The organism is Streptomyces sp. NPDC013457, from assembly GCF_043089925.1.
In the GTDB taxonomy this organism is placed as follows: domain Bacteria; phylum Actinomycetota; class Actinomycetes; order Streptomycetales; family Streptomycetaceae; genus Streptomyces.
The window spans coordinates 92677-116032 of record NZ_JBICBL010000001.1 but is presented as its reverse complement, the minus strand read 5'-3'; the positions used below and the strand labels follow the sequence as shown (position 1 = coordinate 116032).

The window sequence follows — 23356 nt, the reverse complement described above, 5'->3', positions numbered from 1 at the left end:
CACCCTGGGACGCCCTGCACCCGCAGGCCGGCGCGATGATCGTCCTCGGTTCACCGCTGTTCTCGGGAACATCCGAGTATCCCGGACCACCGTCGGCGACGAGGCCGGGCGACGCCGCGGCGGAAAACGACCGCCGCGCGGAACCTCATACCGGGCCGGTCACCGAGACAGGGGTCGTAGGATCCGCGTCGAGCGCCTCCCAGGGGGGCGGCGCGATCTGATCGGTCCACGCGGCCAGCGCGTCGCCGTCCACGCAGATGATCCCGCACGTGGCGGCGTACTCGGCAGCCGGTGCGGTGAAGGAGCTGGTGGTCACGACGACGGCCACATCCGCCTCGTGGATGGTGAAGCAGGTGCCGCCGAACCTCTGCAGATCCTGGGATCCGACGCGGTTGTCCTCCGCGTAGTGCTTGCACTGAAGCACGACACGCCGGCCGTCTTCCGTGACAGCGAGCACATCGGCGCCCAGGTCGCCCGCTCCTCCCACCACTTCCACGGCGGTGCAGCCGTCCCGCGCGCACAGTGCGGCGACCGCGTGCTCGAAGCCGTCGGCGTCGACCGCGGCGTGGTCCAGAGCCGTGGCATCCACGTCGGGCACGTCCGGGGCGGGCGGTGAGTCGTGCGGCACGCCTGAGAGGCGAAGGCGTTCGCGGTGCCGGACGGGTACGGAACTCCGCCTGGTCGCTCCCAGCCCCACGGCGAGCACTCCGAGGACGGCGAGCGTCGCGAGCACGGCGACCGGGACGCCGGACCCGCGACGCCCCGCCGTTTCGGCCGTCCTGAGGAAGAGAGCAAGGCCGCCGCCGCATATGCCTATGAGCCCCACCGCCAGCAGCAGATCGCGTCCGATGGCCACAGGGCCACGCCGTGCCGCACCGCGGCCCTCCCCGGTCACCTTCATCCGGGCCCTCCCTCACTCGTCCATGCCTCTCGCACACCGCGGCCCCGACCCGGTAAGGGTTCGGGGGCCGCGTCGTACCGGTCCGCGGGTCGGCACTGAAGCTGTCCCCGCCGAGAGGCCGATGTTCCTGACGGAACGCCACATATCCGTGAACGCGCTTTCGAAACGTGGCCGACCACGTCGGCGCATACGGAAACATCACGATCCGGCCGAGACCGCACCACTCGCTGACCGACCGCTTAGCATGGTGCCCGCCGGAGAGGACGCTGCCGGTTCACGCCCACGGCGACCGGCCCGTCGAAGGCTCCCGCGCTCCGCGCAGCTCCGTCGGCACCGCACGTCGGCGCCTCGCGCCCGCACCTAGCACGTGGTGCTCGCACCCCCGTCCACCTGGAGCGTTCCATGCACCGTCGTCTCGCCCCCGACAACGCCACCGACCCGTCCTCCGCCGAGCTGTTCGACCGTGCGTGCCGGCGGCTTCTCGGATACGGCACGGTGTTCACGGACTCCGTCCTGGAAGCGATCCGCGCCGAGGTGCCGTACTACGCCGACCCGGTGCTCGCGCCGCCCGACGCGCGCGAGAACGTGGCGACGGGCATCCGCCACGCGTTGGAGACCGGGGTGGAGCCGGACAGGATCGTGCACGTCGAGCGGTTCGCCAGAGAGCTGGGCACGCGACGCGCGGAACAGGGACGCCCCCTCGACGAAGTGCTGCACGCCTACCGCGTCGCCGGATCCGAGGTCTGGAGCGGGATGATCGGGGTGGTGGAACGCGATGGTCTGGGCGACATGCGCAGGATGGTGCACGTCGCCGAGCTGGTGTGGAAGAGCAACGACCGTGACGCCGTCCTCGTCGCGGACGCCTACCGGCAGGTCGTCGAGGGGGTGACCGGCCGGCACCACGAACGCGTCCGTCTGACCCTCGCCGCCCTCCTCGAGACGCGTCACGACCCCGAATTCACCCGGAGCGCGGCCGACATCCTCGATCTGCCGCTCGACAGCCGGTACGCGGTGGCGGTCGTGGAGGCGACACCGCCGTACGGCCGCGTGCCCCAGGCCGCCCCGGAGCTGAAGGACATCCGGGTCCTACGGCACTCCTGGGATCGGCGCGCCGTGTTCGTCGCCCACTTGGGCGACCGTCCGCTGGACGCCTTCGCCTCCGGCCTCGTCGCCGGACCAGGGCTCCGCATCGGCATAAGCCCGGTGGTCACGGGCCTGGACAGCCTGGCCCGCGCGCGTGACATGGCCGGACTCGCGCTTCGTACCTGCCGCGATGACGGGGAGGTCGCCCGGCTCGACTCCCGCCTGCCCGACGGGCTCCTGGTCTCCAGGCCCGACCTGTCCCACGAACTCGTCCGCCAGGTACTGAGGCCCCTGTACGACCTGGAGCCCGCCGACCGCGACCTGCTGTTCGACACTGTCGGTGTCTGGATCGAATGCGGCGGATCCTCCGTCCGGGCGGCTCGGCGGATGTTCTGCCATCGCAACACCGTGCTGAACCGGCTGCGCCGTGTGGAACAGGTCACCGGCCTCACGCTGTCCCGCCCCCGCGACCTGGTGCAACTCACCCTCGCGCTCGATGCCCACCGCCTGCTGGGGCCGGCGGCGGCAGCCGGACCTGCCGACGACGGACGCCGGCGTCGTCCACCAGCCTGACCCCCTCCCCGCTGCCCCGGAGTCCGATCTTTCCCGGCATCCCCTCGCCTCCCTGGTCCTCCACGCTCCTGGGCCCCGGCACAATCGCACGTGCCGGGCGTTGGGAGCGGACACCGGCGCGGGAAGAGCGCATGGACGTGTCACGGGGCCGGGTGCTCTGGTGAGGCCCGTTCAGAGGCGACCCACTCGCACCCACGCCTGCCAGGAGAGCTCCGTCATGACCAACCCGCACGCCCCTCGCCACCCTCATCACTCGCGGTCCCGTCGTCGTCCAGGCGTGTCCTTCGCCGTGGTCAACGGAGCGGTGCTCACGGCGCATCTGCTGCTCGTGTGCTCCGCGCCCGACCTCATAGCCGCCCCGTTGCGGGGCGAGACCGGCATCGGCGTGTGGGCACTCCTCCTCCAGGGCGTGCTGCTGGTCTGGACGGCGGTGCGCTACGACCGCAGTGCGGACGGGGTCCGGACGCCCGTCCGCCCCACCGCGCACGGGCACGGGGAGTACTGATGAGACCGGAGATCCCGCTCGCCGTGCCCGGCACCACGGACCCGGAAACCCAGGCACTGATCCTCGGCTGCTTCGTGGCGTTCATCGTCCCCGTCCTGTTCCTGTGCGTCCTCAGTGGCCCTCCGAGGGACCGCGTCGAGGACTTCTACACGGCGGGACGCACGCTGCGGCCCCTGCGAGGAGCGCTGGTCCTCTCCGGCGTCTACCTCTCCTCGGCCACGGTGCTCGGCACCACGGGAAGCGTCGCCGTCTTCGGATACGACGGCCTGTTCATCGCGCTCTGCACCGTGCTCTCCCTCGGCGTTCTGCTCCTGCTCGCCGTGCCCCTGCGCGAGCGCGCCGGCTACACCCTGGGCGACACGTTCGGCCGGCGGACGCCGGGGCGCGCCGTGAGGATCGCGGTCGCCGTGGTCACCCTGTCCACCTGCGTCCCCTACCTGGTCGTACAGCTCTCCGGCGCGGGGGTGACCACAGCGGCGCTGCTGGGGCTGTCCGGTCCGGGGATCGAGAAGACGGCGATCGTCATGATCGGTGCTCTCGTCGTCTGCGCCACGGCGTTCGGCGGCATGCGCGGCACGATCGTGATCCAGGTGATCAAGACGGTGGTGCTGCTCTGTGTGGCTCTGGTCGTGTCTTCCGTGCTCCTGCACCGTTTCCACTGGAGCAGCGACTCCCTGGTCGCCGCGGCCGGACAGGGAAGCGGCCGCGGTGCCGACTATCTGCGCCCTGGCCTCCGATTCGGCGCGAGCGCGGAGCCCGCCGCCACCCTGGACTTCATAGGCCTCATGATCACCATTGTGTTCGGTGTGGCCTGCCTGCCGCACGTCGCCCTGCAGCTCGGCACGGCGCCCGACGCCGCCACGGCCCGCCGGACCGTGCGTCATACGCTCATGATCGTCGGCGCGTTCTGCTTCACCACGGCTCTCATGGGTCTGGCCGCCTCCGCGTTGATCGGCGCCCCGGCGATCCTGGCCGCCGATCCGGGCGGTAACAGCGCGCTGGTGATGCTGGCCGACGAACTGGCCGGAGGCGCGGACGCGCCCACCGGCGGCGCGCTGCTCGTCGTCCTGGTCGCTTCCGGAGTCTTCCTCACCACACTGGCCGTCGTCGCGAGCGTCACCCTGGCGGCAGCGGGGACGATCGCCCACGACGTGTACACCCATGTGCTGCGCCGTTCCCGAACCACCGAAGGGAGGGAAGTGGCCGCCGCCCGCCTTGCGTCCGCCGGTGTCGGCGTACTGAGCATCGCTCTGGCGGTCTGGGTGCAGGGGTGGAACGTCCAGTTCCTGACTGCGCTTTCCCTGGCGGTGGCCGCTTCCTCGCTGCTGCCGGCCCTGGTGTACTCCCTCTTCTGGAAGAGCTACACGCGAACCGGGCTGCTCTGGACGCTGTACGGAGGTCTGGGCTGCGCCGTCGGGCTCCAGCTGTCCGGTCCGGTCTTCTCGGGCAACCCTCTGGCGCTCTTCCCCGACTGGCACGTCGACTGGTTCCCGCTCCAGACGGTCGTCCTCGTGTCGCTGCCCGTCGCCTTCCTCCTGGGCCGACTGGGCAACACGCGAGGCACGCGGGTGCCGTAGCCGTCGGGGTGGCCCTGTTCCGCGGTCTCCTCCCACAGCTTCCAGGTATGGGTGGAGCCCTCCTGCCATGTGCCGGTCGACGGGGATGATCTTCGTGTCGCCGCCGGCCTCTTCGGGGAGCACCGCCTTGGCCGCAACAGCATCACCCTCGACCAGGGGCCCGGCGACGAGAGGTCACTCCTCCGGGGTGCCTCCGCGGGGGCGGAGGGCGCCGCCGACGTGGTGATCGACCACCTGTCCGACGGCTCGACACCGACCTGTCTCCCGCGCTGTGCGGGTGGGGCGCAGGGTGGGCGACCCCGTCGGCGCCGGTCGAAGTGGGGGCCGGCGCGTAAGCGGTGGGGGGAGGGCAAATTCCGTGGGGATGACGGCCTGCCCGCACAGCGGTTAGGCGAAAGAGGTGCGCAGCCGCGAGAGCGCTAGCATCAGTGCGCCGCTGATGGCCCACCGAGAAGGCGATGTCGCACGATGGCTGATGACGCATACCTGTTCCTGCTCCCTCCCCGGCATCCTCGGATCGGGGCGGCCCTGGCCACCGTCGGTGCGCTCGAATGTTCCGAAACACCAGCCGTGCACGGATGGTTGCAGGCGCACGGCGTCTCCGCTTCTTCCGAGGAGGTCAGGATCCTTCCGGCGGAGGCCGAGCTCTTCATCCCGCAGGACGCCGAGCGGCTGCCCGTCCCCCTGAGCGAGGAGGAGACGCTGCGCGTCCAGCAGGAGTGCGCGCCCCAGTCCGTCACGGACATGGAGCACGAACTGCTCGAGTTCCGCGACGCTACCCAGGACTGGGAGGCTCTCGTCCACCGCGCCCTGACCGCGGGCATCCCCGCGCAGCGCATCGCCCAGCTCACCGGCCTGGACCCGCAGGACATCGCGCGCCTGACCGCCTGACCGCGGGCCCCGAGGCCGACCGCCCGGAACGGTCCGAACACCGGGCATGAGGGCGGCCGTTCGGGGCAAGCGGGCCGTGAGCGGTGGGGACCGCTCGAATCGCCGGTCCGCGACCGTCCCCCAGGCCGTGGACAGCACGAAGACCGGTGCCCGCGCCTCACCAGGCGCGGGCACCGGTTCCGTGAGGGCTCCGTGCGCCGATGCCCAGCCGCCCGCGCCCACGCCACGCGCACGCAGGCCCCGACGGCCGCGCCCTCCGGGCTGTGTCGACGACGTCGCCGACGACGGCGGGCAGGCCGCCGCGCCGCTCCGGCGGCGGCCGGCGACTCAGTGCGCCCACACGGGGACCAGGAGTCCGGGCGCCGAGGGGCGCGCGAAAGGGCGTTCGGCGAAGGCGGTACGCCCGTGCAGGACAGCCCTGTTGTCCACCAGCAGCTGGTCACCCCGCACCAGGGACACCCGCAGGGCGTGAATCGCGGGGGAGTGGTCTCGGGCGGCCGCCCCGGTCACCAGGCCGCTGGGCGCTCCGACCAGGAGGGCGGGCCTGGCCGAAGCTCTGGTCGCCGCCCCGTTCCCGCAGCTGTCCGCGGGCCGGGTGCTCCTGGTCCGGCCTTTGCCGAACCGGCAACAACAGTGGCGTCGTGGACCCACCTTCAGGAACGGTGGACCGGTGACCGAACACATCGCAGCAGAGGGATCGCCCGCCGACACGTACCGGGGAGACCCGACCGTACGGGCCGAGTGGGACAACCGCTACGCCGACCGCCACCGACTCTGGAGCGGCCGCCCCAACGGAGCGCTGGTGGCCGAGACCGCCGACCTCACCCCCGGCCGAGTGCTCGACGTCGGCTGCGGCGAAGGCGCCGACGCCGTCTGGCTCGCGCGCGGCGGCTGGGACGTCACCGCGCTCGAGGTCTCGGGCGTGGCGCTGGACCGGGCCGTGGGCCACGCCCGTGATGCCGGAGCCGTCGTCCGCTGGATCCACGCGGAGCTGACGGAGGCGAAGCTGCGGCCGGGCTCCTTCGACCTGGTCTCCGCCCAGTACCCGGCGCTGCTCCGCACCCCCGAAGCCGCAGCCGAACGCGCCCTCCTGTCCGCCGTCGCACCCGGGGGCGTCCTCCTGCTGGTCCACCACGCCGGCATGGAGGCCCAGCGACCGGACGAGGGCGGCTTCGACCCGGCCGACTACGTCTGGCCCTCCATGGTCGCCGCCCTGCTCGACGACGACTGGCGGATCGAGGTCGATGAACAACGTCCCCGCGTCGGCCCCGAGGGCGGCGCCGGCGCCCACCACACCGACGACATCGTCCTCCGCGCCCGCCGCCTCCGCTGACCGACGCGACCGGACCGCCACGACGCACCGCCACGACGCACCGCCACGACGCACCGCCACGACGCACCGCCCAGGGAGGGCCTCAGACGCCGGGATCGGGTCCGGCCGGCTCTTCCACGCCGGCCCGGACGGCCTCCAGCTGTGCCGCGAACGCGACACCGAGGAAGAGGGCCAGCGACGTCAGGTACGACCACAGCAACAACGCCATGATCGCGCTGAGGGGCCCGTACACGCTGGTGAAGGAACCACTCGCCCCGACGTACAGACTCAGCGCCCAGGTGGCCCCGTTCCACAGCACCAGATACAGGATCGCGCCGAAGGCCAGCCACGTGTAGCCGGGCTGGTCCCGGCGCGGGGAGAGACGGAAGATCGCGCTGGTGGCCAGCACAGCCAGCAGCACGCCCACCGGCCAACGCAGCATCTCCCAGGCACGGGTGGCGTCCGGCCCGACGCCGTAGACCTCCGCGAACGCCCGCGTCAGATCGGAGCCGAGGACGGTGAGGAGGAAACTCAGCCCCAGCGGCAACCCGGCCAGCACGGCCATCACCATCCCCCGCACGTACTTGCTCAGGAAGGGCCGGTCCCGCTCGACGCCGTAGATACGGTTGGCGCCACGCTCGACCTGGCACAGGCTCGTGGTGAGGTTGACCAGCGAGAAGAGCAGGCCCAGCCAGAGCGCCGCCTGGCCCCCATCGCCCGCGTGCCGACTGCTCAGCCGCAGTGCCTCGTCGACCATCTCCTGGCTGGGGCCACTGGTGATCCGACGGATCGTCAGCTCGGCGACCCGGCCTATGCCTTCCGTGTGCAGCACCCCGGACAGGCCGATCGCCACGATCGCCAGCGGCACGAGGGAGAGCACCGTCTGCAGCGCCAGCGCGCGCGAGTGGCTGAAGCCGTCGGCGTAGCGAAACCGTACGAACGAGTCCCGCGCCAGGCTCCACCCCCCGTACTGCCGTAGAGCGGTCCACGCTTCGTCGCCGGAGAGTTCGTCCCCCACGACGTCGCGTCGCTGCGGCACGCGTGTGGCGGTGCCCATCATCGTCCTCCCTGTCGCGCGGCCGGTGACGGCGGCAACGGCACGTCGGCGTCCGCTCGCGGGACGTGCGTACCGCGGCACCCGTCGTCGCCCCACCTACCGGGCGCCGACGGCGAACGCGGACGGGCCGGAGGCTCCCCGCCGGGGGAGCGGGACGCCAGCAGTGCCCAGCCCACCAGCAGAAGCGTCAAGGTGCCGTTGAGCAGACCGCCCAGGACGTCGGTGGGATAGTGCATGCCCCGGTGGATCCGGGACACCCCCACCGCCGCGGGGACCAGGAGCAGCAGCAACGACGCGTACCGCCACGGCCCTCGGGCTGATCGGGCGAACACCAGGACGAGCCACCCGCCGTACAGCGCGACCGCCGCCCCCACATGGCCCGACGGAAAACCCGACGTCGGCGGAGCCGCGTCCAAGTGAGGGACACCGGGACGCGGACGCTCCACGAAGGCCGTCACCACGAGGAAGACCGCCGCCTGGAGGGCGACCGCAGCCCCCAGGAACCCGGCCTCACGCCGCCGCCGTCCGCCCGAGGACAGCACCAGCAGGGCGACGGACACCACCGTCACGCCCACGACCGTCTCCGTACGGGCCAGCGTCGACAACCACTGGGAGACGACATCGACCCAGCCATCGCGGTACGCGACCGCCTCGCGTACGACGCGTTCCTCCGCGGACTCCAGCCGGCCGCCCGCCCCGCCCGACGTCAGGGCGAGCCCCAGTCCCACCATCACGGACGCCTGCACCGGTACCAGCACCGCGAGCCAGGAGATCCTCGCGGCCGTGCCCCACCTCGTCGTCATGAACATCTGGTTGCCCGGCCACGGCCGGATGATGTGCCCTTGCCCGCGCGCCATGTCTCAGGCGCGTTCGGAGAGGAAGACCGGCCCCCGCAAGAATGTCCGGACGTCCTCCGATCGTTCGCGTCGACAGGGGTACACAGGCCGGGATGGCACCGAGTCCTGATCACCTCATGTCGTTCGGCCACGCCGGTGCCTGAAGCTCACGCCGTCGCCCGTCCCAGCTCAGGGAGGCAGGGGGCGGACCCGTGCCCGGCGGCGCCCACGAGGATGCGACCGGATCTGGACATTCCCGACGGGCGCCGTGCGGCCTCCACCCGGTCGGCCTGCGCACCGTTCGTACGCAGGGAACGGATTCGGCCCCAGCGCCCCGACGTGCGCCCCCTGTGCGCCCGATGTCGCGTTCCCGCGCGGGAGACAGGGGCAGAGGGGTGAGGGGCTGATCGCGTCACGCCCCAGGGGCGTGACGCAGACCGAAAGGGGTGGGAATGATCAGAGTCACGGTCGTGTACGAGGCGCAGCTGCTGCGTGCCGCGCTGGTGGAACTGCTGCGGTCGGACGACGAGGTCTCGGTCGTCTCCGCGGTCTCGCAATGGCCGCAGGGGCCGGCGGCCGGCGCGCCGGCACCGGACGTGTACGTCGCCGATGCCGAGTGTCTGCCGCCTCCAGGGGCGGAGCCCGACACACCGACCACATCGGTGGCGGCGTCACCGGAGGCGGGCGGATCGGCCCTTCTGGCGCTGATCCCCGCCCACCGGCCCGGAGTGCTGCGCCGGGCGCACGCGGCAGGGGCGACCGGCTTCGTCGACAAGAACGGATCGAAGATCCGACTACTCCAGGCCGTCCACCGGGTCGCCGCCGGGGAGCGCTTCCTCGACGACACGCTCGCCCTCGGCTTCCTCCAGGCGGCGGAGATGCCCCTCACCCGACGTGAGTTGAGCGTGCTCTCGCTCGCAGCCAAGGGAGCCCCCGTCGGCGAGATCGCCGCGACGCTGTACCTCTCCAAGGGGACGGTACGGAACTACATGGCGAGCGTCATCCGCAAGGTCGGCGCACGCAACCGGGTGGACGCCATCCGGATAGCCCAGGGAGCCGGGTGGACCTGACGGTCGCCGGTCGGGTCTGAGGGCAGCCGGTCGGGCCTGAGGGCAGCCGGTCGGGCCTGGCGGTCGCCGGTCGGGTCTGAGGGCAGCCGGTCGGGCCTGGCGGTCGCCGGTCGGGTCTGAGGGCAGCCGGTCGGGCCTGGCGGTCGCCGATAGGGCCTGACGGTCGCCGGTCGGACCGGACCCGCTGGTCGGGCCTGACTGTCCGCGTGACATCTCCGCGGGCGAGGCCCCTCCTTCAGCGCTGGATGTCGTTCCAGTGCCCCACCAGATCGCGATAGAGCGCCGAACGTACGAGCAGCTCCTCGTGCGTGCCGCACCGGGCGCGGGTGCCGTCGAGGACGAGGATCCGGTCCGCACGCAACGCGGACGACAGCCGGTGGGCGACGACGACCAGGGTTCCGGGCCGGGCGCGCAGTGCGTGTTCGGCCCGGGCCTCGGCCACGGGGTCGATGTGGCAGGTGGCCTCGTCGAGAAGCATCAGCGGGGCGGGGGAGAGGTGTGCGCGCGCGAGGGCGATCAGCTGGCGCTCGCCGAGCGAGAGCACGTCCGGCCGCACCGGACGGTCGAGCCCGCCGACGCGTTCGACGAGCGGTTCGAGCGAGAGAGCCCGTACGGAGTCGTCGACGTCGGACTGACGGGCGTCGGGCCGTAGGTAGCGGAGGTTGTCCCGCAGGGTGCCGCTGAAGACGTACGCCTCCTGGGGGATCAGGATGCGCAAGGCGGTGAGTTCGGGCGACGGGTGGCGGCCGACGGGGCGGCCGGAGAGGAGCGCTTCGCCCCGGTCCGGCGTCAGCAGGCCCGCCGCGACCTGGAGGAGGGTCGACTTGCCGATGCCGCTCGGGCCGACGACGGCGATGTGCTCCCCGTCCTCGACGGTGAGGTCCAGGTCGTCGAGTACGGCACGGGCACCCGGTCCGTATGCCACCCGGACCCGGCGCAGCTCCAGCGCGGCCGTCGTCCCTGCCGCCGCGGGGCGCACGTACGCGCGGGGCGCGGTGGCGGAGGGCGGGTCAGGGGTGGGCTGCCGGCCGGAGTGGGCCGCGGGGCCGGGGACCGGCTGCCCGGTGAGCCGGTCGAGAATGACGAAGAGCCGCGCCCCTGCGGCGCCCAGAACGGTCATGAGCGTGTGAAGGGCCGGCAGCAGTGCCTGGAGGATGTAGGTGAGCGCGCCGACCAGAGCGCCCGCTGTGACGCCCTGGCCGAGCAGCCACGGGGTCGCCGCCAGGAGCAGGAACACGGGCAACTGGCCTGCCGTCGCCACGGACAGCGTGCGGACCGCCGCCCAGCGGGCCAGGGCGCGCTGCGTGGCGGCGGCCTCCTCGATCGCCCGGCCGTTGCGGTCGGCGGTCGGTTCGTGGGAACCGCAGGCGACTATGTCGCGCAGGGCGGTCCGCGTGACCTCCGCGCGCCGACCGACGGCCTCGTCCGCGTCGAGGTAGCGGTGCTGGGCCCGTGCCATGGGCCGCAGGGAGGCGGTGAACAGGGCGATGCCCAGGACAAGGGGCGGGCACACGACGAGGAGGAACTGCGGCGCGAGGGACATCAGGCCGATCAGGGCACCGACCGCGACGAAGACGAAGGAGCGGGCCGCGAGCACCAGCCCGGCGAAGCTGTCCCGCGCGATCTCCGTCTGGCTCGTCAGCCGGGAGACGGCGGTCGTGTCCACGGTTCCGCGCCCGGCCGTGGCCGCGCGCAGCGCCCGCACGACCGACCGGCGTACCAGGTGATCGCGCAACGGTTCGGTGAGGTACGGGAGTTGGGTGAAGACGCCCCGGACGACCGGCGCGCCGAGGACGATGACCACGGCGGCCCCCGCGAGCCAGAGCAGTCCCGCCGGGGTGTCCCTCCGCAGGAATCCGTCGTCCAGCGCCCGGGCCACGCAGTAGCCGCCGAGGAACGTCTGCGCCGACTCGGCCGCGGACCAGGCCGCCAGCCTGGCCAGCACCCCCTTGCGGCGCCGGAGGAACGTCCGTCCCGAGGCAAGAACGCGCCGTGACGTCCGCTCGGCGGCGGGGGCAGGGTCACCGAGGGGCGACCGTTGCTCCGGGCCAGTCGTCCTGCCCCTGTACGCCGCCGACGTCACGCGTCGCTCCCGAGCTCGTCGCGGACGGGCCGCCAGGCCCGGCGGTCGTCCCGCGCGGCCTCGACTCCCGGGGCAACTGCCGCGCCCGCGGCCCTCGTCGGGGCGACGGCTTCGGCCGGGGCGACGGCCTCCACCGGGGCGACGGTCGCCGCCGACGTCGTGGCCGGCTCGGCCAGGAACACCGCACGGTAGTCCGGGTCCTCCCACAGCAGGCGGTGCGGTCCGAACCCCCGTACCCGTCCCGCCTCCAGCCAGACCACCTTGTCCGCACGGGCCGCCGTGGAGACCCGGTGGGCCACGACGAGCTTGGTGCACGGCCGCAGTGACGAGGAGAGGGCGAGCTCCACCTGCCGTTCCGTCGCCGTGTCCAGGCTCGACGTCGCGTCGTCCAGGATCATCAGCCGCCCGGCCCCGATGAACGCCCGTGCCAGGCCGAGGCGTTGACGCTCGCCGCCGGAGAGAGGCGCGTCGTCCAGAGGTGTGTCGTATCCCTGTGGCAGGAGGCGGACGAACGCGTCGGCGCTCGCCGCCCTCGCGGCGTCCCGGACCTCCTCCGCCAGGGCTTCGGCGGTACGAGGAGCCGCGGCGGTCACGGCACGACGACCCGTCTCCACGGCACTCACGGCACCGCTACCCCCACCGCCACCTGCACCCCCATCCGCACCCCCACCGCCACCCTCAGCCGGCTCCCCGACGGCCCCGATCCGCCCCGAGGCGATCGCGCTGTGGACCGTGGGCGTGGCGTCGCTGTCGAAAGCGGGGCGGGCGAAGGCGTAGGAGGTCGCCGAACGCAGCTCCGCGCGGGTCAGTTCGGCCAGGTCGACGCCGTCCAGGAGGACGCGCCCTTCGTCAGGGTCGGTCAGCCGGCCTGCGACGGCGGCCAGAGTGGACTTGCCGGCGCCGGAGCGGCCCACGACTGCGACCGTCGAACCGCCGTCGATCGCGAGCGTCACGTCCGTGAGCAGCGGGACGCCGTCGCGCACCACCCGTACCCGCCTCAGCTCCAGGCCACCGGGCCCGTCGGGCGGCAGGACCGCGGAGCCATGGGTCATGGGAGGGAGATCGGCGAGTGCGGCGGTGCGGCGGCCCGCCGTGCGGGCCCGGACCAGTGTGCCGAGCGGCGCCGCGATGGATCCGATCCCGGCGGCGAGGGCGGCGTACCGCGAGGTGGCGAGCAGGTCGCCGACGCTGAGCTCCCCGGCGGCCAGTCTCGTCCCCGCCACCGCGACGACGGCCGTGGTGAGCAACGGAAGCAGCACGCCGCTGCGGGCCACGGCGCGGCCGTGGACGAGCCACATCCGGGTGCCGTACCGCGTCATGTCCTCCAGCGAGGCGAGGATGCGTTCCTCCTCGCGGCGTGCCGTGTGCGCGGCGGCGATGGTCCGCGCACCGCTCAGCGCCTCGGTCAGCCGGGCGGCGACGGCTCCCTGTGCGTGCTGGTACCGGCCGACGGAGTCGGACGACTGCTGCGCGAAGGTCCGCAGCACCATGAGGAGCAGCGGCAGGCCCGCCGCGAAGACGGCCGCGGTCCAGGGGTCGATCAGGGCCAGCGCGACGAGCGCGCCGGCCGGGACGAGGACGGAGGACACCGAGGTCGCGAGGGCCGCCGGTGCGGCGCCGCTGTCCGTGGCGTTCACGCACAGCCGGGCGGCGACGTCACCGCCGGAGTGGGGCTCGGCTCGGTGGGGGGTGGTGGCCGACAGCCCGGTCGACGCGCGGAGGCGGACCCAGGCGGTGGCGCGGGCGGTGGTCAGTTGTGTCAGCAGGACGGTGGCGGTCTCCATCAGGACCTCCGCGGCGAGCAGTACGGCGGCCCAGGTCAACCAGGTCCCCGCGGCGGGGTGTCGGTGCAGTAGCAGGTCCAGCGTGCGGCCGGTGACTGCGGGGACGGCGAGCGCGCAGGCGGCGCCGGCGACCGAGCAGGCGAGCAGCACCGCGGTAGGGCCGGCGGTGTGTCGTACAGCGCCGCGCAGCAGCCGGTCGGCCCCGGTCCGAGAAGCCATCCGATGCCCCTTTCTCCTGACGGGCGCGGCGGGCACCCGCGACGCTCGCCCCGGTGCCCGGTGCCCGGTGCCCGGTGCCCGGTGCCCGGTGGCCGATGGCCGGTGCCCCGGGAGCTCGGCTCCCGGGGCACCGTGACTACGCGCCGGCGCCTCTACGGACCGTTCGCGGAGCCGGATGGACTCAGTTACAGGTGGTCACGCTGAGGCTGCTGTCGCCGCAGAGGAGCAGGCTCGCGCGGCTGCCGGTCTCGACGTCGCCGATGGCCTCGTCCTTGGGGGTCTCCAGCGACTGCAGGTCGAACAGGTTCATGATCGTTTCCTTTCGTGTGGGGACGGTGGTGCCGTGCGACCCCGGAGCGGGGCCGGTTCTTGGGGCCGCCGGAGCGGCGGGAGGAACGGCAGGTGTGCCGGGCGGTCGCCCAGAGCTGCCGAGAGGGCCAGCAGGACGCCCGCCGTGCCGGTGGCGAGGTCCATCGAGAGCCGCATCATCTGTTCGCCGGGGAAGGCGAGATGGCCCTCGTAGGACATCGCGTGCCAGGACAGGCAGCCGACCTGACGGCGTACGTCCTCGGGCCCCGTGCCGGGCCCGCCGGCGTTCGTGCGGGCGAGGTGCAGGACCATGCCCGCGACACCGCGGAAGAGGCCCGGCTGGGCGTAGAACGTGGCCTGCGCCGCCTGGACGATCTCGTACCGGGCACGGTCGAGGGCCTCGTCATGGCGGTGGAGGAGGAAGTCGTCGATCACCATGCCGATGCCCACGCTCCCGGCACCGAGGTACGGCATCGTGCGCCAGCCCTCGTCGACCTGAAGTGTGCCGGAGGCGCCGCGCACGCAGCGGGTGAGATCGTCGTGGAGCGCTTCGGCGGCGAGGTCGAGAAGCGCGGAGTCCCCGGTGCGTTCGTAGAGCCGTACGAAGAGCAGGGCCCGGCCGGCCGCACCGTGGAGCAGCCCGGTCCGTACCCGGCCCCCGGCCCCTGGCCCCGCGGGCCGCGGGGACGTGGCGGGCGGGCGGGCCGCCAGTTCGGCGCACCTCAGCGCCGCCGCGTGCAGGCCGGACTCGCCGGTGGCGGCGGCGAGGGCGTCCAGGGCGAGGCCCATTCCGGCGGTCCCTCCGTGCAGATCCGGCGCGAGCGCGTCGTGGTCCTGCGCGAGGACCAGCTCGGCCAGTTCGAGGGCGGAGGCGGTGTGCCCGAGTCGCTGAAGGGTCCACGCGACGCCGGTCAGCCCGTCGTAGAAGCCGAGCGGCGTACCGGACCCGGGCTGCTTGGCGTACCGCAAGAGCCGTTCCTCCGCCGCCGGGATCCGCGCGGCCCCGCTCTCGTGCAGGGCGTGCAGGACTCCCGCCGTGCCGTAGCCGACGGACATGCCGCCCCCGGCCGTGGCGAACTGAGCGATGTCGCCGGGGAAGAAACGATCCTCCCGGTCGGGCGTCGCCGACGCCAGGATCGCGCGCACCATCGCGTCACGGCTGCCCGGCCACTCTCCGGGCTCGACCGGCAGGAACGGAGCACGGCCGCCGGACGCGGTGGCGCGCGGTGAAGTGCCGGCCGGCTCCCGCACGATCTCCCGTACCGCCGCGTCCAGGAACTCGCCGGGCACGGGGAATCGCGCCGCCGCGACCTCCGCCAGATGCGCCGCCTTCCCCCGGTCCACGGCGAGCAGGCTGGTGAGCGGGACGAACAGCGCGATCCGCAGGCAGGCGAGAGCGTAGCGGTCCACGTCGAAGCCGCGCCGGTCGGCCGGTGCGACGAACGCGGGGTTGGCGACGGTCTGCCGGCCGCCCTCCGCGGCCGGCTGGGCCGCCTCGAAGTCCAGGAGCACCACGGAGGTCTCGTTCTCGGAGACCATGACGTTGAACAGGTGCAGGTCGTTGAAGACGATGCCCCGCGCGTGCACCTCGGCCACGGCCTGCTCGACGAGGCCGTGGATCCGCAGGGCCCATTCCGTGTACTCGGCGAGCCGCTCCGCCGGCGGTTCGGCCTCCATCAGGGGATGCCTGCGGGCGAAGAAGGTGTTGAGCGGCCTGCCCTCCACGAATTCGAGGACCAGGAAGTGGTGGTCGCCGATGGTGAAGCTGTCGAGGACCTCCGGTGTGCAGGCGAGTCCGGAGAGCTGCTCAAGCGCGGTACGTTCGCGGTGCAGGCGGGTGACGGCGTCGGCACCGTCGGCGGCCAGCCCGGCGTGCGGACGTGCCTCCTTCAGCACGACCCGCCGCCCCGTCGCGCGGTGCCGCGCCTCGTACACGCCCCCGCCGTTGGAGAAGTGCAGGGCCTTCTCGATCTCGTACGGCATCTCCTGGACCGTCACGGCGGCTCGCGCATCGAGGTGCGGGCGCAGGAACGGCGGGGGAGTGACCCACCCGGGTATACGGAAGACGGGTCCGCGCTGATCGGGTACGAGGGTGCCGGAGCCGTCCTCCATGGCGGGCCGCAGCTCGCCGTGCTCGTCGTAGCAGTGGCGGCGCGTGAAGCTGCCGTACCGCAGATGCACGGGGCCCCGCCCCCAGCGCAGATCGCTGAGGATGTACGGTCCGGGCTCACCGTCGAGCAGGTGCGCCAGGTCGGTCGCCAGGCGCTCGCACTGCTCGTCGTCGGCCGGGTAGACGGTGATGAACTTGCCGCTGGCCGCGCGGTCCGCGTACTTGGCGTTGCGCTGGTGCAACAGATACCGGCTCGGCACGAACTTGAACGCCACCTCGTGCCGCAGACAGTGTTCCCGGACCCTGTCGAGGACCCGCTCCGCGTTGTCGAGACAGGCCGAGACGTGGATCTTCCAGCCCTGCGACGGGAGCGTTCCGCCCACCGGACGCAGGGCGAGCCAGTCACCCGTGCGATGGGTGCTCCACCCCTCGGGCACGGGGAGGGTGGCGGCCGGGTAGAGGGAGTCGCCGGCTCCGTCGGCGAAGACGAGACGGTGGGGCGCGTCGTAGAAGTGACGGTCGGCATCGCAGAAGACCGCGTACCCCTTGTTCACAACGCACTCCCTCGGTCGGTGACGGAATGACGTTGTCACGCGCCGTGAGGGCCGGGACAGTCGCCGCTGTCACGTCTCGCGCATGCAGTACGCACAGGTAACCGATGCTCTCCGCCCACCGGTTGCTCGGCCTGCATCGCGATGCGGAGAGGGGCGCGGAGGTGGTGCACGCGCGGCGGAACGAGGAGTGGGGGTACGCCGTCTCCCGAGCCCGCGATCAGGAACGGGCACTCATGCCCTGGACCCCGTCGCGCGTCTGCGTCAGGGGGGCGGCCGGGATCTGTGTGAGTGTCAGGTCCATCATGCCTGTTCAGGTGGTGTTTCGGTAGGACGTACGGCACGCCCGTTCGGCCTTGTGACGCCCGGCGCCGCGCGTCAGACTCATCGTCATCCACCTCCAGGCCAACCCGTCGGCAACCCTTCTCGGTTGCCGGCGTCTTCGCTGTGCAGTCTCGCCGTGTCGCTGCTTCGTGAAAACTGACCCCCTGGCAGTCTCCGAATCTTGACCCCCTCCGGACTCTTGGAGGGTGCTGAACGTGGAGGACTGGGCAGAGATACGCCGGCTGCATCGAGCGGAAGGTGTGCCCATCAAGGAGATCTCGCGGCGACTGGGGGTGGCCCGCAACACGGTGCGGGCCGCGTTGTCCTCGGAGCGACCGCCGAAATACGAACGGACACCTCGGGGATCGGTCGTCGACCCGTTCGAGCCGCAGATCCGCGTCCTGCTGAACGAGTGGCCGCGGATGCCGGCACCGGTCATCGCCGAGCGAATCGGCTGGCCGCACTCGATGCCGCCGCTACGGAAGCGGCTGGCGGTGATCCGACCGGAGTACGTCGGCATCGACCCGGTCGACCGCGTGACCTACGAGCCCGGCGAGATCGCCCAGTGCGATCTGTGGTTCCCCGAGACGAAGGTGCAAGTCGCTGCCGGGCAGGAACGGGTTCTGCCGGTGCTGGTGATGTCGCTCGGGTTCTCCCGCTTCATGACCGCGACGATGATCCCGACCCGCCAGGCCGGCGACATCCTATCGGGCATGTGGTCACTGATCAGTGGCATCGGCAGGGTCACCAAGACGCTGGTCTGGGACCGTGAGTCCGCGATTGGCGGGACCGGGCGGGTGACCGCTCCCGCGGCGGCGTTCGCTGGAACGCTTGCCACCAAGATCAAGCTGGCGCCGCCCCGCGACCCGGAATACAAGGGAATCGTTGAACGCAACAACCAGTACTTGGAGACCTCTGTTCCTCCCCGGCCGGCAGTTCACTTCCCCGGCCGACTTCAACCACCAGCTCGGCGACTGGCTGATCAGGGCCAACGCGCGGACGGTCCGCTCGATCCAGGGCCGGCCGGTCGACCTGCTGGAGACCGACTACCTGTCGATGCTCCCGCTGCCGCCGATCACCCCGCCCATCGGGCTGAACCACCGCATCCGGCTGAGCCGGGACTACTACGTCCGCGTCGACACCGTCGATTACTCGGTCGACCCGCAGGTCATCGGCCGTTTCGTCGACATCACCGCATCCCCGCAGGAGGTCAGGGTCCTCTGCGAGGGCCAGCTCGTCGCCCGACATGCCAGGTCCTGGGCCAAGCAGGCGGTGGTCACCGACCCGGTCCACGTCGCAACCGCCGCCCGACTGCGTCAGGCCTTGGCGTTCGACCGCGAAAGACGTGCGGCAGCCACCCGCCAACACGCCGACGGCCACAGCGTCGCGCTGCGGGCCCTGCCGGACTACGACGCCCTGTTCGGCGTCGACTTCAACCCGTCGTCCACGAAAGCGAAGTGACCCATGACCACGGCCATCACGCCCGACCAGTCCACCGCGGTGACCGGGCCGAAGGACGGTATGCCGTCCATGCTCGCTTACCTGACCCGGGTGCTGAAGATGCCCACGATCGGTGCGACCTGGGAAGAGCTCGCCGATCAGGCACGCGACCAGAACTGGTCCCACGAGGAGTATCTGGCCGCCCTGCTGCAGCGGCAGGTCGCCGACCGCGAGTCCAAGGGCACCATGATGCGGATCCGCACTGCCCACTTCCCCCAGGTCAAGACGCTGGAGGACTTCAACCTCGACCACCTGCCATCGCTGCGGCGCGACGTCCTTGCCCACCTTGCGACCGGCACTTTCGTCGCGAAGGCCGAAAACGTGATCCTGCTGGGGCCGCCCGGCATCGGGAAAACCCACCTGGCCATCGGCCTCGGGGTCAAGGCCACCCAGGCCGGCTACTCGGTCCTGTTCGACACCGCCAGCAACTGGATCGCCCGCCTCGCGACAGCCCACCAGGCCGGCCGCCTGGAGGCCGAGCTCAAGAAGATCCGCCGCTACAAGTTGATCATTATCGACGAGGTGGGCTACATCCCGTTCGACCAGGACGCGGCGAACCTGTTCTTCCAGCTCATCGCGTCGCGCTACGAGCAGGGCTCTGTGATGGTCACTTCGAATCTCCCCTTCGGGCGGTGGGGAGAGACCTTCTCGGATGACGTCGTGGCAGCCGCGATGATCGACCGCCTGGTCCACCATGCCGAGGTTCTTACCCTGACCGGCGACTCCTACCGCACCCGCCAGCGACGCGAACTGCTGAACAAGGAGAACGGCGCCGAACGCCGATAATTCACAGCGCCCACCAGCAATACAACCGCTGACCGGAGGTCCGAGCGCGCTGAGCCAGTCCAGCCAGGCCCTTCAGAACGTCCGCCGCGACTTCGGCGCCGATCCGAATCTGCTGGAGTTCGTCGGTCTTCGACCATGGCTCAGCAAAGCGAACGAGGTCGTCCTGCGGCGCCGTGACGAGGGCATCGAACAGGGTGTCCGACAAGCTGACCACAAAGGGCGGGCCGTCCTCCTCCGACGACAGTAGTTCTCCGGACCGCGGGCGTTCGCTGGCCTCCTCATAGCTGCAGCCCGTCATGATGGCCTCAAGTTGGGCGATCGCGACGACCGGGTCGATGTTCTTGAGGAGGAACACGTCGAGCTCCGCTCGACCCGGTCCTCCCGGAGTCTGGAGGACCGCGACGGCGGCTTGGTCGTCAGCGGCGGAGAAGTAGTCACACAGCGTCATGCCGCCGATTCTGGCATCCACGGCTGACAACCCTGCCGACACGACCAGGGCACTCGGCGGCCAACAACATTGGGGGTCAGTTTTCAGAGACTCGCCGGGGGTCAGATTTCAGAGAGCGTTGACACGCCGCGGGACATGCGCCGGCTGGGGGTGGGAGACGAAGGGGATCGATGGATCAGGACATGGTTGTGCTGGCAAGGGTCAAGCTGCTCAGTGCCAACCGGAAGGTGGTGCGCGGTGCCGAAGGGCTGTGGATCTACCGCCTTCTGACACGGGTCGAGCCGGAGGTGTACGGGTCCAAGCTGGCGTACGTCCTGGTGGAGGAGAGCGCGTCGCCCCTGGTACGGGACCTGCCCGAGCGACGGCCGGCCCTGTTGGACGAGGCCGTGGAGGTGGCGCAGGCCCTCGGTGAGTCGAACCCCCACCGGGCGAAGGTGCTGGCGAGGGCCTTGGCCGCCAGACAGCGTGAGGGCGCCGTCCGTCAGGCGAACTCGGCGTCCGATGGGCGGGAGAGCCGTGTGCCTCTTGAGGAAGAGCGGCGCCAACGCGCATGACCTCGTGTCAGGCGTCGACTTCCTGGACGGTGTAGGAGAGGCCCCAGCTCTGCCGGCCGGATGGAGCCGCGTCTGAGTCGTCGAGCACACAGCCCGGAGCGCGAGGGCCCCTGACCTCAATCGGGATCCCATGCTCCTGATGCCAGACACGGGGGGAGGGGCCCGCCATGGGGAAGGCCCGGGGCGCCATGCCCGGGGCCCTACCCGGCCGCCGGCCCGGCCCAGACACGCTCCGTACCATCCAGAGGTGATCACCCCGCTGTTCCGCATATCCAGACGCCGACTCATCGCCCTCACCGTTCTGGCGGGAATCGCCGCCTTCGGGTGGTACGCCGCCCAGCCGGTCCATCCCGCATGCACGGTCTACTCAGGGGCCTACGTGCCCCTCGACGCTTCGTCGGCAGAGGTGGATGCAGCGACCCGGCAGGCTTACGGGAAGGCCCTGGCCAGCGGCGCGTGCGGACCATCACGCGCCCGGTTCCGAGACTGGATCGACTGACCTGAGGATGCGGGCCTCCTGACTCTCCTCCGTTGACGCTGCTGGGCATCGACCCAACCGAGTCCGAAACAGGGAGAGTCGCTGGGGTGCTCAGGCTCGCTCCGTGCCCGCCGGCCGGTCTGATCCGTCCAGGCGGGCCGGCGGGCGGCGTCACGCAGGGACGTCGAGCGGCGGGTGCTCGAGCACGCGGGGCCTGTACTCGACCAGCTGGATGCGGCCGTCGAAGGTGCGGTGCTCGATCATCTCCAGGGCAACGTCCGGATAGCCGTCGTAGATGCGTTCTTCGCCCGTGGCCCCGGTGATCACCGGGAACATCACGACCCGGAAGCGGTCGACGAGTCCCGCTCGTAGCAGGGACCGGCACAGGCTGAGGCTGCCGATCGTGCTGAGGAGCCCCGAGCCACTCGATTTCATGGCGCGGACCGCCTCGACGGCGTCGTCGCGCACGAGCGTGGCATTGGCCCACGTCAGCGGCGCCTCGAGTGAGGAGGAGAACACCACCTTGGACGCTTGCGTGAGCTGGTCGACGGACGCCTCTTCCTCGGGCCTGAACTCGTCCTGGCCGCTCGGGACGTCACCCGCTGCGAAGCCGGACATCAGACGGTAGGTGTTCGCTCCCATCAGGTACGTGCACTCGGGCTGCTCGCCGAGCCATGCGAGGTACTCCGGACCCTCGAGGCCCCAGAACCCGGGCCATCCCTCTCCCGATGCGTATCCGTCGAGGGAGGTGATGAAGTCGATCAGAAGCTCCGACATGGCGGTGTCCTTTCCTGGGGCGTCACGAGCTTGGACCGGCCGGGAGCCGGCGACTCATCGGCCGTGAGCCGGGCGTTTCCGGCGAAGGGAGGCCCCGGCCGACGGATATGCCTTCAGCCTTCGGTTCGCCTGAGCTCAAGAGCCTTGTAGGTCTTGGGGCGCAGCGGTAGTGCGGTGTCGATGGGAGTGCTCCCGGGCGTTGCGCACCGCGCGCAGGTGCGCGCGTCGTCACAGCCGCATGACGATGAGGGCGGTGTCGTCGGTGAGACCCGCCGGGGGGATCAGGTCTCCCAGGAGTGCGTCGGCGAGGGTGTCGGGGTCGGTGGCGTGGTGGCGGGCGACCGAGCCGGCGAGGCGCGCGAGGCCGGTGTCGATGTCCTCATGGCGGCGTTCGACGAGCCCGTCGGTGTAGAGGAGGAGGACGCAGCCGTCGGTGAACACGGTCTGGGACTGGGGCCGGGGAACGTGGTCCGGGCGGGCGCCCAGTGGTGGATCGGTCGCCTGGTCCAGGAAGGTGACGGTGCCGTCGGGACGACACAGGGCGGGCGGGGGGTGGCCGGCGCTGCTGTAGGTGAGGGTGCGGGCGTTCCAGTCGACGAAGACGGACGCCGCGGTGGTGGATTCGGCACCTTCGACCGAGCGGGCGTACAGGCCGAGGACGTCGAGGGCCTGGGCCGGGCCGGTGGCGACACGGGAGGCCGCCGACAGGGCGCTGCGGAGCTGGCCCATGACGCCGGCGGCGCGCAGTCCGTGGCCGACGACGTCGCCGACCGCGACAGCGGTCCGGTTGCTGCCGGGCATGTCGACAAGGTCGTACCAGTCGCCGCACACGTTCAACGCTCCTTTGGCGGGCCGGTAGCGTACGGCCGCGCGATGGTGGCCGAGTGGCCGGGGCGCCGGCAGCATCGCTTCCTGCAGGTGGAGGGCGACCTCGCGCTCGCGGGCGTGGGCCTTGCGCAGGCGTTCGTTGACCTCCTGCAGTTCCCGGGCGCGGGTGTAGAGCTCGGCCTCCAGGACCCGGGCACGGCCCCCCTCCGGGCGCCCGGCGCGGGCGCGGATGAGTTCGGTGACTTCTTCGACCCGGTGCAGCACCAGGGCCACGGTGCCGTCGGGGGCGAGGACGGGGACGTTGACCGGACTCCAGTACCGCTCCTGCCACACCCCGGGCCGCTCGGAGTCCTCCACGTCGTAGCGCTGCAACGCCATCGTGTCGGGCTCCCCGGTGGCAGCTACGCGGCGCAGGGAAGCGTAGAGGTTGCGCATACCGGTCGCGGCCGGATCGCCGGGGTTGTCGGGGAACACGTCGAACAGGAAGCGGCCGATGAGCTGGCTCCGCGTCCGCCCCGACAGGCTGACGTACGCCTCGTTGACGTCCGCGTACACAAGGTCGAGCGTCAGCAGCGCCACACCTGCGGGAAGGGCCTGAAAGACGGCCTTGTAGTCGTTGCCGGGTCCGTTCACGCTTCCACCTGCCGCGCCTGCGGCTCTCGTCCGTCGTGTGCGTTTCCACCCTGGCACGCATGTGGGCCGCGGGCCCGTCGTGGTGCGCCCGGTATGGACCGTTCGGCCTCCTTGCCGGGCGTTGGTCAGCCCGGCGACGACACCCTCGACGGTCTGGACCCCAAGCC

General features: G+C 71.7%; 19 protein-coding genes and 1 pseudogene. 10 read left to right on the top strand and 10 right to left on the bottom strand.

All coding sequences use genetic code 11. The features are described 5' to 3' along the window. Positions 1-145: 145 nt before the first annotated feature. A complete protein-coding gene (locus tag ACF1G2_RS00595) occupies positions 146-901 on the bottom strand; it encodes a restriction endonuclease (protein WP_391796096.1) in 756 nt (251 codons plus the stop codon). Between the two features lie 402 nt (positions 902-1303). Here ACF1G2_RS00595 and ACF1G2_RS00590 point away from each other — a divergent pair, with 402 nt between their 5' ends. The 5 genes from ACF1G2_RS00590 (at position 1304) to ACF1G2_RS00570 (ending at position 6863) form a co-directional block, all read left to right on the top strand. Continuing rightward, positions 1304-2557, top strand: coding sequence for a PucR family transcriptional regulator (locus tag ACF1G2_RS00590; protein WP_391796095.1), 1254 nt, complete (start codon positions 1304-1306; stop codon positions 2555-2557). Positions 2558-2834: 277 nt separating this feature from the next. Beyond that, positions 2835-3062: a hypothetical protein gene (locus tag ACF1G2_RS00585; RefSeq protein ID WP_391796094.1), complete on the top strand. Its 228-nt coding sequence runs from the start codon at positions 2835-2837 to the stop codon at positions 3060-3062. Further along, positions 3062-4639, top strand: coding sequence for a cation acetate symporter (locus ACF1G2_RS00580; RefSeq protein ID WP_391796093.1), 1578 nt, complete (start codon positions 3062-3064; stop codon positions 4637-4639). The genes ACF1G2_RS00585 and ACF1G2_RS00580 overlap by 1 nt, the downstream gene beginning before the upstream one ends. 468 nt (positions 4640-5107) lie before the next feature. Then, a complete protein-coding gene (locus ACF1G2_RS00575; RefSeq protein ID WP_391796092.1) occupies positions 5108-5530 on the top strand; it encodes a DUF6003 family protein in 423 nt (140 codons plus the stop codon). A 670-nt stretch (positions 5531-6200) separates the two neighbouring features. Then, complete coding sequence (locus tag ACF1G2_RS00570) at positions 6201-6863, top strand: class I SAM-dependent methyltransferase (RefSeq protein ID WP_391796091.1); 663 nt, start codon at positions 6201-6203, stop codon at positions 6861-6863. An 82-nt stretch (positions 6864-6945) separates the two neighbouring features. On the opposite strand, the gene ACF1G2_RS00565 is transcribed toward ACF1G2_RS00570, so the two are convergent. Together ACF1G2_RS00565 and ACF1G2_RS00560 are read right to left on the bottom strand one after the other, a co-directional pair. Next, positions 6946-7899, bottom strand: a complete 954-nt coding sequence (locus ACF1G2_RS00565; RefSeq protein WP_391797000.1) for a YihY/virulence factor BrkB family protein — start codon at positions 7897-7899, stop codon at positions 6946-6948. Continuing rightward, a complete protein-coding gene (locus tag ACF1G2_RS00560; RefSeq protein ID WP_391796090.1) occupies positions 7899-8702 on the bottom strand; it encodes a phosphatase PAP2 family protein in 804 nt (267 codons plus the stop codon). The genes ACF1G2_RS00565 and ACF1G2_RS00560 overlap by 1 nt, the downstream gene beginning before the upstream one ends. A 485-nt stretch (positions 8703-9187) precedes the next feature. Here ACF1G2_RS00560 and ACF1G2_RS00555 point away from each other — a divergent pair, with 485 nt between their 5' ends. Next, complete coding sequence (locus tag ACF1G2_RS00555) at positions 9188-9805, top strand: LuxR C-terminal-related transcriptional regulator (RefSeq protein ID WP_391796089.1); 618 nt, start codon at positions 9188-9190, stop codon at positions 9803-9805. A 235-nt stretch (positions 9806-10040) separates the two neighbouring features. On the opposite strand, the gene ACF1G2_RS00550 is transcribed toward ACF1G2_RS00555, so the two are convergent. The 4 genes from ACF1G2_RS00550 to lanKC form a co-directional block, all read right to left on the bottom strand. Then, positions 10041-11750 (bottom strand): ATP-binding cassette domain-containing protein, encoded by a 1710-nt coding sequence (locus ACF1G2_RS00550; RefSeq protein ID WP_391796088.1) that lies wholly within the window; start codon positions 11748-11750, stop codon positions 10041-10043. Between the two features lie 134 nt (positions 11751-11884). After that, on the bottom strand, positions 11885-13891 hold the full coding sequence (locus tag ACF1G2_RS00545; RefSeq protein WP_391796087.1) for an ABC transporter ATP-binding protein: 2007 nt from the start codon (positions 13889-13891) through the stop codon (positions 11885-11887). A gap of 181 nt (positions 13892-14072) precedes the next feature. Further along, a complete protein-coding gene (locus tag ACF1G2_RS00540) occupies positions 14073-14201 on the bottom strand; it encodes a SapB/AmfS family lanthipeptide (protein ID WP_015037662.1) in 129 nt (42 codons plus the stop codon). Further along, positions 14198-16864: a class III lanthionine synthetase LanKC gene (gene lanKC / locus ACF1G2_RS00535; protein WP_391796086.1), complete on the bottom strand. Its 2667-nt coding sequence runs from the start codon at positions 16862-16864 to the stop codon at positions 14198-14200. The genes ACF1G2_RS00540 and lanKC overlap by 4 nt, the downstream gene beginning before the upstream one ends. A gap of 527 nt (positions 16865-17391) precedes the next feature. Here lanKC and istA point away from each other — a divergent pair. Together istA and istB are read left to right on the top strand one after the other, a co-directional pair. Continuing rightward, positions 17392-18646 (top strand): annotated as a pseudogene (gene istA / locus ACF1G2_RS00530) (IS21 family transposase). A gap of 3 nt (positions 18647-18649) precedes the next feature. Then, entirely contained in the window at positions 18650-19471 is an 822-nt protein-coding gene (istB, locus tag ACF1G2_RS00525; protein ID WP_391796085.1) for an IS21-like element helper ATPase IstB, read from the top strand. Position 19472: 1 nt separating this feature from the next. On the opposite strand, the gene ACF1G2_RS00520 is transcribed toward istB, so the two are convergent. After that, positions 19473-19940, bottom strand: coding sequence for a hypothetical protein (locus ACF1G2_RS00520; protein WP_125819619.1), 468 nt, complete (start codon positions 19938-19940; stop codon positions 19473-19475). Between the two features lie 161 nt (positions 19941-20101). Here ACF1G2_RS00520 and ACF1G2_RS00515 point away from each other — a divergent pair, with 161 nt between their 5' ends. Next, a complete protein-coding gene (locus ACF1G2_RS00515) occupies positions 20102-20473 on the top strand; it encodes a hypothetical protein (protein WP_391796084.1) in 372 nt (123 codons plus the stop codon). A 247-nt stretch (positions 20474-20720) separates the two neighbouring features. Further along, the gene (locus ACF1G2_RS00510; RefSeq protein WP_391796083.1) at positions 20721-20972 is read left to right on the top strand and encodes a hypothetical protein; all 252 of its coding nucleotides are present in this window, start codon (positions 20721-20723) and stop codon (positions 20970-20972) included. Between the two features lie 150 nt (positions 20973-21122). Here ACF1G2_RS00510 and ACF1G2_RS00505 read toward each other — a convergent pair whose 3' ends face one another. Both ACF1G2_RS00505 and ACF1G2_RS00500 read right to left on the bottom strand, forming a co-directional pair. Beyond that, positions 21123-21728: a dihydrofolate reductase family protein gene (locus ACF1G2_RS00505; protein ID WP_391796082.1), complete on the bottom strand. Its 606-nt coding sequence runs from the start codon at positions 21726-21728 to the stop codon at positions 21123-21125. 228 nt (positions 21729-21956) lie between these two features. Further along, on the bottom strand, positions 21957-23189 hold the full coding sequence (locus tag ACF1G2_RS00500; protein ID WP_391796081.1) for a PP2C family protein-serine/threonine phosphatase: 1233 nt from the start codon (positions 23187-23189) through the stop codon (positions 21957-21959). Positions 23190-23356 lie beyond the last annotated feature (167 nt).

What these genes read in the sequence shown, in the direction of transcription:
- ACF1G2_RS00595 (WP_391796096.1), bottom strand. Translation starts at nt 901, where the DNA reads ATGAAGGTGACCGGGGAGGGCCGCGGTGCGGCACGGCGTGGCCCTGTG.
- ACF1G2_RS00590 (WP_391796095.1), top strand. Translation starts at nt 1,304, where the DNA reads ATGCACCGTCGTCTCGCCCCCGACAACGCCACCGACCCGTCCTCCGCC.
- ACF1G2_RS00580 (WP_391796093.1), top strand. Translation starts at nt 3,062, where the DNA reads ATGAGACCGGAGATCCCGCTCGCCGTGCCCGGCACCACGGACCCGGAA.
- ACF1G2_RS00575 (WP_391796092.1), top strand. Translation starts at nt 5,108, where the DNA reads ATGGCTGATGACGCATACCTGTTCCTGCTCCCTCCCCGGCATCCTCGG.
- ACF1G2_RS00565 (WP_391797000.1), bottom strand. Translation starts at nt 7,899, where the DNA reads ATGGGCACCGCCACACGCGTGCCGCAGCGACGCGACGTCGTGGGGGAC.
- ACF1G2_RS00560 (WP_391796090.1), bottom strand. Translation starts at nt 8,702, where the DNA reads ATGACGACGAGGTGGGGCACGGCCGCGAGGATCTCCTGGCTCGCGGTG.
- ACF1G2_RS00555 (WP_391796089.1), top strand. Translation starts at nt 9,188, where the DNA reads ATGATCAGAGTCACGGTCGTGTACGAGGCGCAGCTGCTGCGTGCCGCG.
- ACF1G2_RS00545 (WP_391796087.1), bottom strand. Translation starts at nt 13,891, where the DNA reads ATGGCTTCTCGGACCGGGGCCGACCGGCTGCTGCGCGGCGCTGTACGA.
- ACF1G2_RS00540 (WP_015037662.1), bottom strand. Translation starts at nt 14,201, where the DNA reads ATGAACCTGTTCGACCTGCAGTCGCTGGAGACCCCCAAGGACGAGGCC.
- istB (WP_391796085.1), top strand. Translation starts at nt 18,650, where the DNA reads ATGACCACGGCCATCACGCCCGACCAGTCCACCGCGGTGACCGGGCCG.
- ACF1G2_RS00515 (WP_391796084.1), top strand. Translation starts at nt 20,102, where the DNA reads ATGGTTGTGCTGGCAAGGGTCAAGCTGCTCAGTGCCAACCGGAAGGTG.
- ACF1G2_RS00505 (WP_391796082.1), bottom strand. Translation starts at nt 21,728, where the DNA reads ATGTCGGAGCTTCTGATCGACTTCATCACCTCCCTCGACGGATACGCA.